Annotated in this window: 17 protein-coding genes; 11 read left to right on the top strand and 6 right to left on the bottom strand. The window is 36.1% G+C overall.

All coding sequences use genetic code 11. The features are described 5' to 3' along the window. Positions 1-123: 123 nt before the first annotated feature. Positions 124-1,500: an aminotransferase-like domain-containing protein gene (locus AC5WOF_RS14675; protein ID WP_496050691.1), complete on the top strand. Its 1,377-nt coding sequence runs from the start codon at positions 124-126 to the stop codon at positions 1,498-1,500. A 386-nt stretch (positions 1,501-1,886) separates the two neighbouring features. Here the strand turns inward: AC5WOF_RS14675 and AC5WOF_RS14670 are convergent, their stop codons facing one another. Continuing rightward, positions 1,887-2,618 carry a hypothetical protein gene (locus AC5WOF_RS14670; RefSeq protein WP_496050690.1) on the bottom strand — a complete coding sequence of 244 codons (732 nt, stop codon included), beginning with the start codon at positions 2,616-2,618 and terminating at the stop codon, positions 1,887-1,889. Positions 2,619-2,874: 256 nt separating this feature from the next. Here AC5WOF_RS14670 and hisJ point away from each other — a divergent pair, with 256 nt between their 5' ends. Then, the gene (gene hisJ, locus AC5WOF_RS14665; RefSeq protein WP_496050689.1) at positions 2,875-3,693 is read left to right on the top strand and encodes a histidinol-phosphatase HisJ; all 819 of its coding nucleotides are present in this window, start codon (positions 2,875-2,877) and stop codon (positions 3,691-3,693) included. A 101-nt stretch (positions 3,694-3,794) separates the two neighbouring features. On the opposite strand, the gene AC5WOF_RS14660 is transcribed toward hisJ, so the two are convergent. Next, positions 3,795-4,379 (bottom strand): TetR/AcrR family transcriptional regulator, encoded by a 585-nt coding sequence (locus AC5WOF_RS14660; RefSeq protein WP_496050688.1) that lies wholly within the window; start codon positions 4,377-4,379, stop codon positions 3,795-3,797. Positions 4,380-4,579: 200 nt separating this feature from the next. Here AC5WOF_RS14660 and AC5WOF_RS14655 point away from each other — a divergent pair, with 200 nt between their 5' ends. The 6 genes from AC5WOF_RS14655 to AC5WOF_RS14630 all read left to right on the top strand — a co-directional run bounded on the left by AC5WOF_RS14655 (position 4,580) and on the right by AC5WOF_RS14630 (position 10,016). After that, the gene (locus tag AC5WOF_RS14655; protein ID WP_496050687.1) at positions 4,580-5,215 is read left to right on the top strand and encodes an FMN-dependent NADH-azoreductase; all 636 of its coding nucleotides are present in this window, start codon (positions 4,580-4,582) and stop codon (positions 5,213-5,215) included. Between the two features lie 557 nt (positions 5,216-5,772). Next, the gene (locus tag AC5WOF_RS14650) at positions 5,773-6,324 is read left to right on the top strand and encodes an undecaprenyl-diphosphatase (RefSeq protein WP_496050686.1); all 552 of its coding nucleotides are present in this window, start codon (positions 5,773-5,775) and stop codon (positions 6,322-6,324) included. A gap of 354 nt (positions 6,325-6,678) precedes the next feature. After that, the gene (locus AC5WOF_RS14645) at positions 6,679-7,254 is read left to right on the top strand and encodes a LysE family translocator (protein WP_496050685.1); all 576 of its coding nucleotides are present in this window, start codon (positions 6,679-6,681) and stop codon (positions 7,252-7,254) included. Positions 7,255-7,279: 25 nt separating this feature from the next. Continuing rightward, positions 7,280-8,059: a helix-turn-helix domain-containing protein gene (locus tag AC5WOF_RS14640; RefSeq protein ID WP_496050684.1), complete on the top strand. Its 780-nt coding sequence runs from the start codon at positions 7,280-7,282 to the stop codon at positions 8,057-8,059. A 441-nt stretch (positions 8,060-8,500) separates the two neighbouring features. Then, entirely contained in the window at positions 8,501-8,923 is a 423-nt protein-coding gene (locus AC5WOF_RS14635) for a MarR family winged helix-turn-helix transcriptional regulator (RefSeq protein ID WP_496050683.1), read from the top strand. 52 nt (positions 8,924-8,975) lie between these two features. Further along, positions 8,976-10,016 carry a hypothetical protein gene (locus AC5WOF_RS14630; RefSeq protein ID WP_496050682.1) on the top strand — a complete coding sequence of 347 codons (1,041 nt, stop codon included), beginning with the start codon at positions 8,976-8,978 and terminating at the stop codon, positions 10,014-10,016. A gap of 155 nt (positions 10,017-10,171) precedes the next feature. Here the strand turns inward: AC5WOF_RS14630 and AC5WOF_RS14625 are convergent, their stop codons facing one another. Beyond that, a complete protein-coding gene (locus AC5WOF_RS14625; RefSeq protein ID WP_496050681.1) occupies positions 10,172-11,338 on the bottom strand; it encodes a cytochrome P450 in 1,167 nt (388 codons plus the stop codon). A gap of 381 nt (positions 11,339-11,719) precedes the next feature. Beyond that, positions 11,720-12,880 (bottom strand): hypothetical protein, encoded by a 1,161-nt coding sequence (locus AC5WOF_RS14620; RefSeq protein WP_496050680.1) that lies wholly within the window; start codon positions 12,878-12,880, stop codon positions 11,720-11,722. A 323-nt stretch (positions 12,881-13,203) separates the two neighbouring features. Here AC5WOF_RS14620 and AC5WOF_RS14615 point away from each other — a divergent pair, with 323 nt between their 5' ends. Further along, positions 13,204-13,884 carry a zinc metallopeptidase gene (locus AC5WOF_RS14615; protein ID WP_496050679.1) on the top strand — a complete coding sequence of 227 codons (681 nt, stop codon included), beginning with the start codon at positions 13,204-13,206 and terminating at the stop codon, positions 13,882-13,884. Between the two features lie 91 nt (positions 13,885-13,975). On the opposite strand, the gene AC5WOF_RS14610 is transcribed toward AC5WOF_RS14615, so the two are convergent. Continuing rightward, the gene (locus AC5WOF_RS14610) at positions 13,976-14,923 is read right to left on the bottom strand and encodes a sporulation protein (RefSeq protein ID WP_496050678.1); all 948 of its coding nucleotides are present in this window, start codon (positions 14,921-14,923) and stop codon (positions 13,976-13,978) included. A gap of 69 nt (positions 14,924-14,992) precedes the next feature. After that, complete coding sequence (locus AC5WOF_RS14605) at positions 14,993-15,727, bottom strand: thermonuclease family protein (protein WP_496050677.1); 735 nt, start codon at positions 15,725-15,727, stop codon at positions 14,993-14,995. Positions 15,728-16,052: 325 nt separating this feature from the next. On the opposite strand from AC5WOF_RS14605, the gene AC5WOF_RS14600 reads away from it, so the two are divergent. Next, positions 16,053-16,868, top strand: coding sequence for a tyrosine-type recombinase/integrase (locus AC5WOF_RS14600; RefSeq protein WP_496050676.1), 816 nt, complete (start codon positions 16,053-16,055; stop codon positions 16,866-16,868). A gap of 474 nt (positions 16,869-17,342) precedes the next feature. Then, positions 17,343-18,443, top strand: coding sequence for an LCP family protein (locus AC5WOF_RS14595; protein ID WP_496050675.1), 1,101 nt, complete (start codon positions 17,343-17,345; stop codon positions 18,441-18,443). The last annotated feature ends 116 nt before the right edge of the window (positions 18,444-18,559 follow it).

Raw genomic sequence — 18,559 nt, 5'->3', positions numbered from 1 at the left:
GTACCATTTTTGATTTTTATTAAAGTACAGTTCTGTTATAATTAAAATATTAAAAGGTACATATAAAAAAATAAACCATTCTTTTAGTTGTCTGTACCATGACAGTTAAAGGGGGATAAATGTATGAGCACCAAATATATAGAGATAATGGAAGAGATTAAGCATCGGCTAGAAGATAGGACACTTATTGCAGGAAGTAAACTTCCTTCTGTTCGTCAGCTATCTGAGCATTTTTCATGTAGCAAAAATACAGTCATTAAAGCATACGAAGAATTAGAAAAAGAGCATTTCATTTATTCTGTTCCTAAAAGTGGTTACTTTGTAGTGAATGAATTTCAAAATCCGACAAATGAAAATGACGTGATTGATTTCTTGTCTGCTGGTCCAGATAAAAATGTTATGCCTTATGTTGAATTTCAACATTGTATAAATCAAGCAATTGAACAATATAAAGAAGAGCTTTTTACATACTCTGATCAACAAGGACTGTACTCATTACGAGTACAACTAGTGAAATATTTGCAAAATTTACAGGTATTCACTCAACTTGAAAGAGTAGTTATTGTTTCAGGCTCTCAACAAGCCCTCCATTTATTAGTTTCTATGCCCTTTCCAAATGGAAAAAACAATATTCTAATGGAGCAGCCCACTTATTTTGGATTTCTTGAATCCATCAAATTACAACAAGTTAATACTTTTGGAATTGAGTTATCGATGGAAGGCATTGATCTTGATCGTCTGGAATACATTTTTCGAAATAATGATATAAAATTTTTCTATATTATCCCGAGATTTCACAATCCACTTGGTCATTCCTATACAAATAGTGAAAAGAAAAAAATCGTTGAGTTAGCTGAAAAATACGATGTATATATAGTGGAAGATGATTTTTTAGGAGACCTTGATCCAAATTCAAAATCAGATCCTTTATTTTCATTTGCCCCTTCTGGGAGAGTGATTTATATTAAAAGCTTTTCGAAAATTTTTCTACCAGGATTAAGGATTGCTACACTCGTTCTTCCTGCAATCATGATTAACAATTTTTTACGATATAAATTTAGTTCGGACTTTAATAGTTCAGCACTCTCACAAGGCGCACTAGAAATCTATTTAAAAAGTGGTATGTTTAATAGTCATCTTAAAAAAATAAAAGAGGTATATCGCACTAAAATGCAAATCATTCAAGAAGCATGTGAATTATTACTACCGGCTAACACTCATATTTCTAAACCGACTTCAGGATTTTTTCTATCCATCAGTCTGCCCGAGAATATGACAGCAAAACAGGTAGTTCATATGCTGAACGAGCAGCATGTATATATTGATGATGCCTCTAGAATGTTTTTACCAGAATATAAAAAGGAAAATCTCCTTCGATTAAGCATTTCTCAAGTAAACGAAAGTCAAATTAAACTAGGGGTAGAGCGATTGGCTCATTGTATTACTTTTATTAACAGTAGAAAATATCATATTACTCCAAATAACTTTTTACTCCTCTAGTAAAAAACCACATGATCTCTAAGTGCATAGAGGTCATGTGGTTTCTATGTTGTTGTTTATTTAAACGGAGTGAGGAAACCATACAGTTCCACACTGGGGATGGCAACCATTCGTAAATCATAGACTTGTACTATCATTAAAAAATTCTATTGCCAATTCCTATATTATCGTTATTTTCTAGACTTAATCTTTTGCTTGAGGCTTCTGAGCTGTAAATTGTTTTTCTTGTGATAGCTTTATCCGAGTATTATCTGTTGTCCCATTAAAAGACTAGGTCATCTATTGATGTGAATATAAAAAGAAAAACGCTGGATAAACGTTATTTCCTTAATCTGATTATACAAATTTTTACTGTCTACGATTTGGGGATCGTATCAAACTCTTTATTATTGAACAGAATGAGCACTTTTTACGATATTTGCAGGAATCGTAACAGGTGTGTTATAAGGAGTAAGCGTCATTTCTACATTCCGTTTTTCCCCATTTCTCGTATTCAATTGGTATACATATTTTTTTGGTTTAAATGTATCTGCATCAATCGTTAATTCTGTTTTACCAGAGAGGTTTCTCTTCTTAAATTCGGTGAATTCTGCATCAGTCATATCAAGATTCTTAACAGTCATCATATCCAGTGTAACAACATACTCGTTGCCTGTTTTGCTAAGAGTAATACCAGGTGCTTGATCTTTGGTTCCTAAATATTTGACAAGGAAATCGACTTGAGTTGGAAAGATATTACTTACTAGTACTCTTCCATCCGTGTTTTGCTTTTTGGACCATTGATCAGCTTTCTTTGTATAGATAGTTTGTTTGTCATAATAATATTCATCTTTTGCAGAGTTTGTAAAATGAGAGGTTTCAGGATTGAATTGTTCTTCTCCAATTTCTGTATTGTTATAAGAGCTATCCATGGTTTTTTCTTGTGTTGTACTGCTATACTTAAATCCTTTAATGGTTTTCAATACTTTTTGGTTTTTTTTCAATACTGTAAGAGGCGTTTCTTTTTCGATTTTCACTGATTTCTTATGGGTATCATTGTTTGATTTTGTGGGGGAACACCCAGTGATGATCAGGAAAATAAGTGCGAGAGATGTGAATATAATTCCAAGTTTTTTCATAATATCACCTTGTCCTTTTATCAGGATTAACGTGACCATAATATATAAATCAAGCGTAAAATACAATGACATTTTGTATATAGTAGCAATTTTCATAATCAGGATATTTTATCATGTTAATATTAAGTAATTCATTCAGCTGTCATGATGATAGTCAGCATGGTAAGAAGAAACGCAGTTATTGCTAGAAGGGGTCGTCCGAGATAAGTGATTTCATGATTGCTAAGAAAAGAGAAAATAAATGGGAGGGATGAAGATGAAAGTAGACGGGCATACCCATACTCACTTTTGTCCACATGGTTCTGGAGAAGAGACAGCAAAATTTATTGAAAAAGCAATTGAATTAGGATTTGATCGATACGTTTTAACGGAACACGCTCCACTGCCTCGTCCTTTCTGTGAAGTTTTGCCATATGAGAAAGAATTGGTTCAATATTTTGCCATGCAAGAAACAGAGCTTGATGACTATATAAAAGAAATGCATCAGTTAAAACGAAAATATAAAGACCAGATTGAGATACGAGTAGGGTTTGAACTCGATTATTTACCTGAATATATCGATTGGACGCGAAATCTACTCCACGAATATCAAGGTTATATAGAAGAGACTGTTCTATCTGTACATTTCCTCAAAGGAGTAGGTGGATGGCGCTGTGTAGATTATACTCCTGAGGAATTGGAAAAAAATGTTGTTTTACACCATGGGGATTTTCAATCCGTACAGCAGGTTTACTATGAAACGATCAAAGAGGCTATCCTTCAGATCCAACCTTCCCAAATAGGTCACCTCTCCCTGTGTCAAAAATTCCAACACTATATCCAAGGTCGAACATCAGTTACAGAAGAAACAGAGAAAGAGATACAAGGAATTTTATTATTACTAAAACAGAAAGATATAGCACTGGATTTCAATGCAACTGGATTAGATAAGAAATATTGCTTGGAACCTTATCCATCCGAATGGATTGTAAAGAGAGCTCAAAAGCTAGGGATTCCTTTTGTTTTTGGTTCCGATGCACATGCTGTAAAAGAAGTAGGACGGCATTATAACCGATATGAATCTATTTTAAAATAGTAATTCTAAATAGGAAGGGTTTGAAAAATGTTAATCCCTAAAAATTGCGCCTCAGAGATGATATGGTGAACCGTGTCACAAATAGCGGTAATGCGGAGAATTTAGCTGAGTATGTTATCAAAGTATTTTCTTATTCCATTTGTAAGTACAGGAATCGTCTTGGTAACTAACTCTTCCGCTGAAATAATCCGTCCATCGTTATTCCAAGTGTACGCAGCTCCATATATACTCCAACTTATCATGATTGATATCGTTTTTAATATTTCCCTATCATCAACCAAACTAGATCCTTTAAGCAAAAGATCAAATATCAGTTTTTGTAACTCCTCTTTTATTTTCCTTTCTATCAAAACCCCCAGTGATTGATAACCTCTTGGACACAGATAGCTTAACTCTGTGTGATATTCACACATGGATAGAAAGATATTTCTAATCACATCCTCATTGAAAACATGGTGAGGATGTAGTCTTAATTTCAATTTGTCAATGAATGGATTGGTAATGGTAGAATCCAGCAGATCAAATTTATCCGTAAAATGTGCATAAAATGTGGCTCGATTAATTGTAGCTTTTTCCGTGATATCACGTACGGTTATCTGGTTGAAATCTTTTTCACCAGCTAACAAAACAAAAGCGTCTACAATCAATTGTCTTGTTCGAAGTATTCGCGGATCTATTTTTGTCATAATCTTTTTTCTCCTTTTCAGGATACATAATAAAAACGACAACACAATAGAAGTGTTGTGTAAACCACAAATTAGCTATTTTGATGGTTGCTAGTAGTTCTTCTCTATCTTATCATAAATAAACAACGCGCGTTGTTTAGATGGCAAATGTTTTTGGATGGATCTAATATCATTCGTTTTATAAAAGGAGTTAATTAATAATGACAAAAATATTATATATTACTGCACATCCTTATGACGAAATACAGTCTTATAGTATGGCAGTTGGAAAAACATTTATTGATTCATATAGAGAAGTAAATCCTCATGATGAAGTTGTTCATGTCGATCTATTTAAAGAAAATATACCGCAAATCGATGCAGATGTACTCAATGGCTGGGAAAAACTTCGATCCAGAACCAACTTTGAAGAGCTTTCAGTTGAAGAGGAAGCAAAAGTAAGTCGTCTTGCCGAATTGAATGACCAATTTTTAAAAGCTGATAAATATGTATTTGTTACCCCTTTATGGAACTTATCATTTCCTCCAGTATTGAAAGCCTATGTAGATGCTCTCGCTGTTGCAGGTAAGACATTTAAGTACACAGAACAGGGACCTATTGGACTTTTAACAGATAAAAAAGTTCTTCATATCCAAGCTCGCGGTGGTGTCTATGCAGAAGGACCAGCAGCTGACTTAGAAATGGGGCATCGTTATCTTAATCTCATGATGAATTTCTTTGGAATTTCGTCAGTAGAAGGCTTATTTATAGAAGGACATATGGCAGCTCCATACAAAGCTGAAGAAATTAAAGATAATGCTGTGAAACGAGCAAAAGATCTGGCACAAACTTTTTAATATCAATTTTTAAATATGTATCAAAAGCCAAGGGTGTTTCTCCTGAAACAATTGTATTTTAATCGGGTAATTAAGATGGATTTCTGTTACATTCCAACAGAAGTCCATTTTTGTTTTCGACGGTCACAGCAGGATATGATGAACACATGCATGGGTTGTTTCAGGACTTTGATTCTTTTTATATGCAAATCACTAAACCTATCATAGAAACAGATATAGCCGTATAAGTGTTAGATCTTGGATGCAGTTATTATCGCTGAACAAGCATAAAACAAAGTTAGATTATTGCACACAATAAAAATAAGAAGGGTTGTCAAAGAACACAATCAGCTCCAACTATTAGGTCAACAGTTTCTAATACCCTTTCTTGCTCGATCAATAGCAAATATTGTAATGACCTAAGCGATAATAGGTGTTTCTACTGACTACCAACATGATCCAAAATATGCTGATAGTCTTTTTTTTGATGATCCGTAATTTAACAGGATAAAAAATGAACTTTCGTTTCTAGAAACAGTCTTTTATTCATGTAGTAATGAAAAGAAGGAGGAAACACCTTGGATTATCAACTTTTTCAATGGATTAACGGTTTTGCGGGACAACATGCTTGGTGGGATCATTTTTTTGAAGCATTAACTTCCTATGGTCCTTATTTATATATGATGATTCTGCTAATACTGGCATTTCGCTCATCTAGCAGATTAGCGGCTGTGGATGGATTTATAACAGCTTCGTTGGCGATGGGGATTAATTTTTTGATTGGTTTGGTCTACTTTCACCCGCGTCCTTTTGTAACTCATCATGTGCATTTATTACTATCACATGTAGCGGATTCATCATTTCCAAGTGATCACACTACTGGAGCAGTAGCAATTGCTCTAGCACTTTGGAACTATAACCGCAAATTAGGTACTCCACTTGTGATGCTTGCTTTACTAATTGGTTTTTCTCGTATTTATGTAGGGCATCATTATCCGACCGATGTAGTAGGAGGCATTTTAGTGGGGACAGTTTCTGCGTTCCTTGTATATAGATTACAACTAGGAAACAAAATACTTACAAAAATTCCTTTTGGACAAAAAGAACAGAATGTTTCCCAATCGTTGTAATGACAAAGATCCTTGAGGTTCATTTCAAGGATCTTTGCATTTCATTAAATCCTTTGAACTTTTTTATCTCGATTGCTGATCTTCTATATATACCAAATATCGAAGTGAAAGTAGGTGTGTGAGAAGGGGGTCGATCAGGAGCTTTAAGACCTCATCATGAAGGTGAACAAGGTCCATTAGTATGGAAAAAAACTTTGGTTTCCCGCTTAGCGTAAGGAAATCAGGGTTATGACCAATCAGTATCCAAAAATTGTAGAGTTAACCTCAAAGCATAAGCTTGCAATAATATACTATATGCCATTTCATTTTAAGATGTATACTTCCATGAGATTACCTTTAAAAGGAGTTTTCGTCATGGATATTACATCTCTTTTCATATATTGTTTTATTGTTACATTTACACCAGGGCCTACTAATATTGTCATATTAGCAACCGTTCATAGCTCTGGGACAAAAAAAGCGATGAAATATACGTATGGAGCCACTATCGCTTTTGGTTTATTACTTGTTATTTCTGTTTTATTAAATACGATGCTTATAACAATCATACCTAAAATTTTAGTGGTTATGCAGATAATCGGAAGCTTATATATGTTCTATCTCGCTTATCAGGTTTACAAAATGGATACATCAAAACCAGCCGTAAATCAAACGGCTACCTTTCTGTCAGGCTTTCTTATGCAGTTTTTAAATCCAAAGGTGGTACTGTTTACAATGACTGTCATTCCTAGCTTCATTATGCCCCACTATTCCGCAATGCCTGCGGTGACAATAAGTGTAATAGCTATCACTCTTATTGGATTTTCCGCCTTTCTAACTTGGGTGCTTTTCGGTACCATCTTCAAGAATTTTTTACAGAAACATAAAAAAACGGTTAATATTGTAATGGCATTATTTTTAGTTTATGCTGCAATTATGATATGGATGTAAGTAAGCTGATGAAGAGGTGAATGATGTGGACAAATTTATCTATAAAAAATCAGCGGGTATTACTGCTTTATCAGCAAATATTACTAGTTTTACGTATAAAAAGCATTCTCATAAGGAATATGCAATAGGTGTAACATTACGTGGTATTCAACACTATAACTTGGATGGCTGTTTACAATTATCCTATCGAAATGGAGTTATGTTTTTTAATCCAGAACAGGCACACGACGGAATGGCACATGATGAGTCTGGACTAGATTATGTTATGTTATATATTGCACCGGAATTGCTTTTAGAGGTTATGGAGAAAAAAGATATCGTGCGTTTTTCAACCCCTGTTGTGTATAATGATAGACTTGCACAAACAATTTTAAGTCTTGCTAATGCAATATTAAGCGGAAAAGATGAGGCTTTGTGCAGTGAATTACTTTTATCTCTTACAGATAGCCTTATTCAAACGAATTTTTCTACAGATTATAAGAAAGATAACGTTCTAATTAGAAAAGCTAAGGATATGCTTCATACCAACTTAGAAAATGTACTTAAGCTTGACGAGATATGTAAAGAACTTGATTTATCGAAATTCCAATTTATCCGTTTATTCAAGGCTCATACTGGAATTTCCCCCTACCAATACTTTCTTAACTGCAAGATAGAATATGCAAAGCAGTTAATAGAAAAAAATAGAGATATATATTCAGCAGTAACAGAATGTGGTTTTGTTGATTTAACCCATTTAAATAAGCACTTCAAAAGCGTTTATGGAACAACAGCATTTGAATATATCTCACATTTAAATGGATGAGGAGCTTGTTTGATTTGGTTAGTCATGAATGTAAAGAGAAAAAATCCAGTAATACTCTTTTGACATTTTACATATTTAGCTAGAGGGTAATGATGGTATCTAGCAAATTTAATGTTTCTCCTTGGTATAGCAGGGGTGATTAGGGATAGAAGCCTAGTCATTCTTGCTATTTTATATTATGTAGGGACGTTGTTTAATGTAGAACAGAAAAAACTCAGAACGGGTGTGAATCCAGCCATTTCGAGAGATGCAACTAATTTCACTTGTTTTGTTTAATACTCACAGAAGAGAATAAAGTCACAGATTGGAATCAGATTGCATTAAAATTATAATTATGTTATTATTTGTGACGTATCAAATATTGATATGTATAATATTGATGCATCACATATTGATGCATCACATATTGATTTTCATATAAATACAAAAAGGAGTTATATGATGGACATATTTTCTTTTGAAAAAACTTATCTACAAATTCAAGAACTTCAGCGTCTGTTGGATTATTCATTTGCTCAATGCTCTGGGGTAAGCATGTCCCGAATGCAACTGTTATTTCATGTGTATCAGTCTCAAGAAGTCAACCAAACTGAACTGCAAAAACTGATGGGTATAAACCATGCAGCCGTTACTCGTCATCTAAAACAGCTTGAAGCTGATAATATGGTAATTCGCCGAACCAGTCCGAAGGACAATCGAATCACGCTTGTTAAAATCACAAAGAAAGGCTGTCAACAGGTTGGAATCCTAAGAGAATCGAGTGAACAGTTTCTGAAACAGATGATGTCAGGATTTAGCGAACAGGAAATGTCCCTGTTATCAGCAATGTTACAGCGAATTATTCAAAATTTAAGTTCTTCGTAATTTTGTTATTATTTATTAAATGAATTTATCTATCAAGGAGTGTGTTTCAAAAATGACAACTAATATGAACAAACCTAATATCCTAATTGTAGGTGCAAGTGCAGTAGGAGTTTCTCTCGGATACCATCTCCATTTGTCTGGTGTAGCTATTACCTACCTTGTTCGAGAAGGACGCAAAGCTATATTACATTCTCCTCAACAGCTTTATTGCTATGATGATGCTACACTGAAAAGTTTTTCTGAGTTCAGCGTCATCGATAATGTCGCTGAACTGGCAGGTAAACAATTCCAGTTTATCATCGTCACACTTGACGGACATAGCAGCCGCACAACAGAAGGTACAGCTACACTTCGTAAACTCGGTGATATAGCACGTGCTTCCAAGGCTTCTGTTATTATGTGTGGTAGTGCGATTGGCCTTCGCGAGTATTACCTTAAGGTCATGCAAATTCCAGAAGACCGACTACATAGGGGGGTTTCTGGCTGGTTAACCCATCAATCCAAGGCTGATTTGCCTATCAATCCACCAACGAATCCGACTAAGATAGCTGAAGCTGACATCTGTTATAAGCATTCCTCGAAAAATATCGGTTTCAAAATCGAATCCAACAACAAAGTTGTTGCAAAGCAGTTTATTGAGATTTACAATCGCTGCGAGGTTTCGCGGTGCGGTTGGATAAGACCGTCGTTGATGAATCTATACTCCAGTATGGCCTATCCTGCATATGCAGCATTTGATATTTCGGGTTGGTCTAAAGTTTCGACTGTTGTAGCGAATAAAGAACTTTGGCAGCTAGCCATCCGCGCTCAAAGCGAAATTTTGGCACTCCCGCAAAATGGCTTGTTGGGTAAGTTGATGGCCTTGATCATGGGACCACGCATGATGGCAAGGGTACACCTCACTATGGAAAAGAACGCGCTTCCATTAGATTATCAGGCATTCAACCACTTTCATCATGGCGGTAAGGTACGTGCACAGAACATGGAATCTTTGCGTCTATCCCTTGCTGAAGGTCAACGTCAGGGTCGCTTGATGACATCGTTACAAGAACTACTGAAACGTCTAAAGGAACAAGACACAGCAGTCCAATAAGACCGAAGATAGAAATAAAGTCTGTCAATATTGTATTTTTATAGAGATTGAAACAAGTGAAATTCATTGTTCAACTATAGGCTTTAACTTGTCAATCCAAAAAAGCCGCCCAATATTAAAAGGGCGACTTCTAGAACAACGTTTTCCACATTGTTTTATTTCTTATCAAACAACACAGGCAATGTTTGGAATGCATACATCATATCACTGGGTTGTGCCTGTAACTCGATTCCTGGTTGGAGACGAATATTTTTGAACCTGCCTAGCAATTTTTCAAATACGACCTTTGCCTCCATCCGTGCTAAAGGTGCGCCAATACAATGGTGAATCCCATATCCAAAACTGATATGATTTAGGTTTGGACGATGAATATCAAATACTTCTGGATTGGGGAAAACGGTCTCATCGTGATTGGCAGAGCCTACCCAAAAGTTGACCAAGTCCCCTTTCTTCATCTGTTGTCCCCGAAACTCAACATCCACTGCGGCCATCCGGTATGTGGATTGAAGCGGAGAGCGGTAGCGAAGCGACTCCTCAATCGCCTTGGGAATATCTTCTGGATGTGCGTCCAAGTGAGCTTGGACATCTGGAAACTGGGTCAAAGCATATAACGTATTGGCAATCAAGTTGGTTGTAGATTCGTTGCCAGCGATTAAAAGGAAGAAACAGAAACCCAACACTTCTGGGATAGACAATTTCTCTCCATCCACTTCGGCGAACAAGGAGGTGCTGATCAGATCTTCCTTTGGATCTTGTTTTCGCTGTTCGATCAAATTTAAAAAGTAAGCGCTCATCTCTTGTTGAATCGCTACAAACTTCTCCAATCCTCCCTCTACTTCATTGGGATTCTGGGTGATATTGATGGACCAAACTTTAAATTTTTCTTTGTCTTCAAAAGGAACTCCTAAAATTTCTGCAATTACTTGAATGGGAACGGATATCGCTAAATCTTCAAGCGTCTCCATTTTTCCTCGATCTGCGACTTCATCTAAAAAGGAATCTACCAGTTTTTCGATCCACGGCTGCATTCGCTCGATCGCTTTGGGATGAAAGGAATCAGAGACCAGCGCACGAAGTTTGCTATGGTAGGGAGGATCTGAAAAGTTAATCCCATAACTCATTGGATTATCTTCCTGTTTTGGCATATATTCCACGGTAAACGTACGATAATTTCTCGCTACTTCTTTTACATCATCATAGCGAAAAATCTGCCAAGCTCCTTTGATATCTACTACACTCATAAAATCAGGATCGTAGAAAACAGGGCGATCGTCACGCATTTTTTTGTAAAAAGGGTATGGATTGAGATAAGACCGTTTCATCAAATTCCCCCTACTATTTCTAGAATGGATAATATTTTATTTTAACATAATATAATTTTTGTGAAAATTATATTATAGGTGTTAATTTAGATACATACCCTAATGCTAAGAAAAGGAACTTAGCAAGTATATTAGGAATCTCAGGTCGCTATTTAAGGAGACTAGTTCATTAATTGAGGGGACCCGGTTTTTGATTCATCCGAGCGGCCTCATATTCAAAAATTGTTTCTCTCCATGTGAGGAATTATGCACTATTGAATTTTGTTGCATGGGTTGACCTTTTATTGCTTAGTACAGTATTTAGGAAATGGCGGTGCTCGTTATATCCATTTTTTCTATAACTGCTTTGAGAGGTGTAGAACAAGTAGTCGGTACAATCTCTTAAAAACCTAACCAACTCATATGACGCGGTTTAGATGAACGGACGTATTGTCTCCATTCTTCCTGGCAGTCATTACAGAGAATGACTCCTCCGAATTGACCTTCTGACATCCCTCCATAGATCTCACGTCGAGTACACTTCTGACACATCTCTTTACTCGGAATCTGAAGAGCTTCCTTCAACTCTGGATACAGCATGTAATCTACCGACTCAATACTGCGTTTGGTTAATCCTTGCGAGCTGAAATCTACATCGTTGCGGTACCAAAGCTTGACATGATCTCGGGCAGCTCGAACAACAGCACTAGTTTCTGGTTTGCCAATAGTAAGTCCATCCTCTACAAATCGATAGCGACGCATGGACATGTGAATGAGCGGGAGATTTTTTAGAAGATTAATCGCACATCTTCCTTGGACAGTCTTGCACCACATAGTCTCTAGTGCCCATAGAGTAGAGCGTGCAATTTTGTAGACCTCTTGCCGAAATTCTAGGTCTTGTCCGCAATAAGCATATAGATTGGATACTTCTGCCTCAGCTCTATGCTTATAGAAGGCGACGGCATCGTACAGCGTAATTCCGATTTCTGCCATTGTTTGATATTCAACTTCTTGGAAGTCCGGATCTAGATCATTACAGGCCACGGCTGCAGCGATAAATAATCTTACCTGGGCATCACAGTCTCGAAGCCTGAAGTATCTAGAGGGAGAGGAGGCAATGGCTTCTATATACTTCTTGCAGAGATCAGATTGCTGATCCAACGTCTTTTCCGCCATGAAAAGCAGACACGAGGCATACTCTTGTAACATGGTGTCATATACGGAAGTTCCAGCGAATAGAGTGTCCAGCAACTCGCGAACTGGATAGCCTAGTACATATTCACCAGGTGTAAGAAGCCGATCAACATCTACCAGCTCTCCCCGATACTCTGCCACAGTTGTCAGCGCTGTTAAGCGGACGAATGCGATGTACTTTTCCCAGTTAGTAAACTCAGGGACACCGCAACGGACATATTCCCAAGCAGTAGCGAGAACTTCGACCCGCTCTTTCTCTGTGAGGCCGCAATTCAATAGGTCGTTTTCAATCTCTTTTGGATAGTGGAGTTGATCTTGATTTAGAGTATATTCAGTCTTATTTTTCTCAATATTGCGATGAATGTTCATTCGCTATCACCTATCTTGTTGTAGTGAACTGAATGAAAAACTGTGTAGATAATTATAAACGATTATAATAATAAATTAAATAATAATTATAACTCTTTTATTAACAAAAATATCCAATCTAATTTTAAATAACTCAAAGTAACTCCTTCACTTCCTGTAATGGGTATACTTGTTGACTGTGTGAGTTTATAGATTTGTTCATTCACAATTCAGTAACATTTTATCAATAAATAAAACAATGCTGTATCGTATAATAGATTTACAATAAAAGGTTTTTTGCCTAAAAAGATCAAAATCGATGCTTTTCTTTCAGGAGGTTTGACATGTCAATTCTTCTATATATCGTTTCTATCCTAGCATTTGGTCTTACAATATGGGCACAATTCAAGGTGAAGGGGAATTTCAACAAGTGGTCTAACTATCTAACGCATTCAGGAATAACAGGAGCTGAAGTTGCAAGAAGGATTCTAGATCAAAACGGTTTACATGGAGTTCCTGTTGAGATGGTTCATGGCCAGCTAACAGATCACTATGATCCAACGGCTCGTACTGTTCGCTTATCGGAAAGTGTATATGCAGGTTCTTCCATCGCATCCATTTCAATAGCAGCACATGAATGCGGTCATGCGATTCAACATAAAGAGTCTTATGGAGCTCTAGCCATAAGACATCGAATGTTTCCATTAGTGAACATAACTTCCGGAATTGCACCTATCCTGCTTTTGGCAGGCATTTTCCTTAAAATGTCTGGCTTACTTCTTGTAGGGATTCTTTTCTTCTCCGTGGCTGTTGCCTTTCAATCGATTACATTACCAGTTGAATTTAATGCGAGTAGTCGAGCAAAACAAATCCTTGTCCGTAATGGTTTCATTCATAGAGAAGAAGAGCATGGAATGAATAAAGTACTAAGTGCAGCAGCACTTACTTATGTTGCGGCCGCATTATACGTTGTGACTGAATTGTTACAGTTTGTATTTCTTTTCTTTCAATCTGATGATGATTAAAAGGAAATCGCTTATGTATGAAGTGTCAGCAAAAATGGACACAGATTTATAAAACAAATGAAAAAGACAAAAACGCCTAGTAGGCGTTTTTTTAGTCTTCTTCATCTTCGAAGAAATCTTCAATATCATTATCGTCGTCAACGTCATCATCATCGTCATTGTCTAACATTTCAGATAGAACATATCCACCGATGGCTCCAGCAGCAAACCCACTTACAGCGGCTCCAACTCCGCTTCCATGATGGCGATGACCATGTTCATGATCATCGTAATAATGATGTTCGTGATGTTCATAGTAGTCATGATGACTGGAATGAGAACCAGATCCATAGGCATGAACCAATTCTTCTAACAAATCTTTAAAATACGATTCCAATCGGTAGGCGTCGTGGAGTAAATGATGATCTAAAAATACGCGATGTTTGACTTCTTTTTCATGTCCATAGGATAATAGGTCAACTTCTAGCCGTAAATCTAATCCATCTGGCAAAATGGCAACCGTAAATTCCACTTCTTCGATTTCTCCTCGAAAATAACTGGTTGGATAAAGCTCGAATTCTTGAACTTGTCCATTAAAGGAGCGCGATTCATGTTTCTCATGAAAACCGAGATTTTGTAGTGCAGTAAGCACATTTTGCAATTCATGAGGAGGGACGATAGAAATAAAATCACGATCCGTATGATCTTTCCCACCTATGATATCTAATTCTGTTTGAAAAAAGTAAGAAACAGTATGCCCAGATATCGGTAAATTGCTTGGAAGACGGAAATCAAATGGAAAAGTTTTTTGTTCGTTAGGGTGAATCACAAAAGTCGTATGAAATGGAACTCTACTTATCGTTTGATGAAAATGATGCTCGTGGTCATGTATTTCTAGCTCCAACTTTACGTCAATTTTATCAATGGATTGCTCCACTGTTCCTCCATAGATGTGTAGTTCTCCTTTTACTTCTTCACCGGGGGCAAAATGGTCTTCATAAAGTACAAGATCTACCTTCGCCCCACCTTGTCCGAGACTAGCCATAAATTTTTTAAACAATTCGATTTCCTCCCGATTTTTGATCTGTCCTAATGGTAGAGACACCGCTGCTAGAAAAAATAAGAATTTCTAGTTCCAACAATCTTGTACTTGACTGCGGTGACGACCACTGGTTTTAGCATCCTCTTCTGTTTTAAAATAGATTCGATTTTCTTCCTTGATGGTATCTACTACTTGTTTACAACTAGCAGGATGATAAACATCACTGTTTGAGCTTGCTACAAATCCATTTTTGTTAGTTGTAATTTTTATTTTGTCGGATTTTACAGACTCTGGATGAAATCCATCGGACTGTACATAGTTATCCAATGACCAGATTCCGATTTTCTTTTGCTTTGCCTTTGTTTCTGTTTGTTTATAGGTGTCTAAGTATTTGTGGTTTTTTGGATCTTGATAAACACGAACCAATCCATTTTCTAATAGAGTTTGCTCTACGCTTTTTCCATCAACATAAGCATAAGCTAAAAATCGTTTATATGGATCTCGAGAAGAGGTGTCCTTTTCTAATGTCAATGTTTTGGATGACTGAATCAAATGGGTGAGAAAGGTGGTTGCTTCATCAGCGAAAGGTTGTTTTCCATCTTTTGGATCATTCATTTCTGGTGCATCCACTAATAATAGACGAACCGTTTCCGTTTTCTTCTTCATTTTCACTTTGATGGTATCTCCATCTACAATGGAAACATCAGACGTAGGAATCTCTACTTTGTTGTTATCTGCTGTATCTTGGTTTCCACAAGCAGCTAGAAGAAGAGATGCAAGAAATACGGTAGCAATCGGGATAAAGCGTGTTTTTGGTTTCAATTTGTTCACCTTTCCAATGAAATAAGATGTGTCTAACTTTTGATCATACTAATCACCAGTATACGAGTTCGGTAAAAAATATCAATAGATTTTATGTATTCATACAAAACATTATATTTCGTAACAGAAAAGCAATCTATTTGTAAGCATCTTGTAGTCATTTTTTTCTCTATTAAACAAATAAACAAAAAATGATGGATAAATCAGGGTGTATGTAAGATACTTGGTAATCCCATTTCCAATGGGAATATGTAATAATTAGTAAGGTACGAATTCGAGCATGGAGAGAAAGGTATGATCATATGGGATTAACTATCAAGTATTAATGAATGAATTTACGGAATGGTTGCTATTTCGAAATAAGAAATCACGGACAATTTATGAATATCTTCATGTTGTCAATTCCTTTTTGCTATGGATACAAGAAGAGTACGATGATTTAGTATGCCCAAGCCAAATTACCATGGTGCATATTATTAAGTGGTTAGCGTATTTAGGAAGTTTTAATCTAGCTCCTACTACCATCCATAAAAAATTAGCAGCGTTGAAAACGTATTGGAGTTTTATTGAACTGGAAGGATACTCCAAAACCAATCCGATGAAAGCCATTGGTTTACCACGTACTTTATCTTCGTCCAAATCAGTCTTATCTTTATCTGACGAAGAAGAACGATGTTTGATAGTAGAAGTGGAGAAAGAAAAAAATGAATGGAAAAGAATGAGAAATATCTGCATGGTATATGTGATGCTGTGTTTAGGATTACGAGTATCAGAAGTCATTCAATTAAAAAGAAATGATTTTTTAGCCAAACCGCAAATTTTAAAAGTACAAGATGACAATGGGGATGTAAGGGATCTTTCACTCACTCCTTTTCTTACTAACTTATTGTCAGATTGGATATCTCTTTCTAATCCTTCCTCCTTTCTTTTTCCTTCTGGTTTAGAGGGCAAGCAGTTGACTCGTCAAGCATTTCATTACATTGTGAAAAAGTATTTTCAAGCCTTTGGAAAAGCTCAACATAGTGCCCAATCTTTACGAAATACATTTATCAAACGATGTTTAAATGATGGTATGGATCTTCCCAGCATATCGAAATTACTTGGTTTAAAAACAACAGAAAGTCTTCAGAAGTATCAATAGAGGAATGAATAACAACTGGAAAGTTTTTTGTGTTTGGTACAATGAAAATGGCTGATGATCATATCGATACATCAGCCATTTTTTAATGGCAGGAAATTACTAAAGTGCTTCTATGTAATTTACATCGTCACTAATTACTAATCTACCTTTCTGTAAAACAAATCCAATATTTTGCTAATCAATCGTTCTTTTTTTCTATTATAATATAGTCTAGTGTTTTCATTTAAACACATGAACAATCGTTTGCTCCCAAACCAGCGATGATGTGCTGGAGAGTATTCGCAAAATATTCAAATGGTGATAGATAGACGATTCTTTGAAGGAACTTTATTATGAATAATAGGAATCTTGTTCAAACGTATTTCTACAATTTCTTACCAAGATACAAAAGGTATCTATTTTTGAAAGAAAAATTATAAAAATAGTAGGATTAACATCCACTTTATTTCGAAAACAACGAAAGAAGGCTAGCCCATGTATGCAAGTACATCCACTGAAAAAAGAACACCTTCCCGTATGAAGAAATTGCACAAGAAAAATAAAAAGAAATGGATCATTAGAAGTCTGATTATCTTCTTGATTATTATAATTGGAATTGGTTGTTATATCTTTTTTACTTTCTGGAATGCATTAGGAAAAGGATATAAAGATGCTCCTATATCACAATATCGTTCAGCTCCGGTAACGTTGGACAAGCCATTTACTTTATTACTTATGGGAACAGATAACTATGATTCAGATAAAAAGAAACTGAACAACCCGGATGCATTTGGAGAACGTACAGATGTGTTAATGCTGCTTGTGGTTAATCCAGAAAAGAAGAAAGCACTTATCGTAAATATTCCACGTGATACGATTGTACCGATTGCAAATACAAACGGAGTACGTACGAAAATCAATGCTGCTTATAACTATGCTTATGGTGGTCTTACAAATAAAAAAGTAGATCCCACCCAGAATGTGCTCGATACCGTTTCCAATTTTCTAGGAGGAGTTGCTATTGACTATTATGCTCATATCAACTTTAAAGGATTTATTGATCTTGTAAATGCAGTTGGTGGAGTAGATGTGTATGTTCCTTATAGTTTTCATATAAGTACTTTTGATCGGGTTTGTAGGTTTAAAACAGGTCCCATGCACTTAAATGGGGAGTGTGCTCTTCCATATGTACGTCAGCGTCATAGTGATCCAAATGGAGACCATGGCCGAAATATTCGTCAACAACAAGTGATTGAAAAACTTGTAGCCAAATTAGGAAGTTTCAGTTCTCTTACAGATGTATCGGGAATTGCTAACGCAATAGGGGATAATTTATCTTATGATATCCCGCCGTCTAACTTCTTACCGCTAGCAAGCTTATATAAATCTATCCCTAAGAAAAATATAGAACAGTTTCAAGGTGGTGTATTGGGAGGAACAAGTGCAAGTAATGGAGTTGCGGTTGGAAAGTCTGATTATGTAGTGATTCAGGCATCGGATAAACGTAAATTATATGAGAAGTTAGTGGATATGGGAATCCCCCATGGATCTGAACCTAACTTTGTAACCTATAAACATCCATCATCAGGAAAGTAATTTAGTAAAAAGGATAAAGGAGGCTACAGGAATAGTAGTCTCCTTTATCCTTTTCTTGAATCTATGATCATACTGGATTAGTTATGGAAGTAGAATCGACACTTACTAAACAAAAG

The sequence above is a fragment of the Shimazuella sp. NTD250 genome (assembly GCF_059510375.1).
The sequence above is the reverse complement of the archived record's forward strand: the minus strand, read 5'-3'. Positions and strand labels throughout refer to the sequence as shown.

Coding starts and splice junctions, on each gene's coding strand:
- AC5WOF_RS14675 (WP_496050691.1), top strand. CDS start 124: ATGAGCACCAAATATATAGAGATAATGGAAGAGATTAAGCATCGGCTA.
- AC5WOF_RS14670 (WP_496050690.1), bottom strand. CDS start 2,618: ATGAAAAAACTTGGAATTATATTCACATCTCTCGCACTTATTTTCCTG.
- hisJ (WP_496050689.1), top strand. CDS start 2,875: ATGAAAGTAGACGGGCATACCCATACTCACTTTTGTCCACATGGTTCT.
- AC5WOF_RS14660 (WP_496050688.1), bottom strand. CDS start 4,379: ATGACAAAAATAGATCCGCGAATACTTCGAACAAGACAATTGATTGTA.
- AC5WOF_RS14655 (WP_496050687.1), top strand. CDS start 4,580: ATGACAAAAATATTATATATTACTGCACATCCTTATGACGAAATACAG.
- AC5WOF_RS14645 (WP_496050685.1), top strand. CDS start 6,679: ATGGATATTACATCTCTTTTCATATATTGTTTTATTGTTACATTTACA.
- AC5WOF_RS14635 (WP_496050683.1), top strand. CDS start 8,501: ATGGACATATTTTCTTTTGAAAAAACTTATCTACAAATTCAAGAACTT.
- AC5WOF_RS14630 (WP_496050682.1), top strand. CDS start 8,976: ATGACAACTAATATGAACAAACCTAATATCCTAATTGTAGGTGCAAGT.
- AC5WOF_RS14625 (WP_496050681.1), bottom strand. CDS start 11,338: ATGAAACGGTCTTATCTCAATCCATACCCTTTTTACAAAAAAATGCGT.
- AC5WOF_RS14620 (WP_496050680.1), bottom strand. CDS start 12,880: ATGAACATTCATCGCAATATTGAGAAAAATAAGACTGAATATACTCTA.
- AC5WOF_RS14615 (WP_496050679.1), top strand. CDS start 13,204: ATGTCAATTCTTCTATATATCGTTTCTATCCTAGCATTTGGTCTTACA.
- AC5WOF_RS14600 (WP_496050676.1), top strand. CDS start 16,053: ATGAATGAATTTACGGAATGGTTGCTATTTCGAAATAAGAAATCACGG.
- AC5WOF_RS14595 (WP_496050675.1), top strand. CDS start 17,343: ATGTATGCAAGTACATCCACTGAAAAAAGAACACCTTCCCGTATGAAG.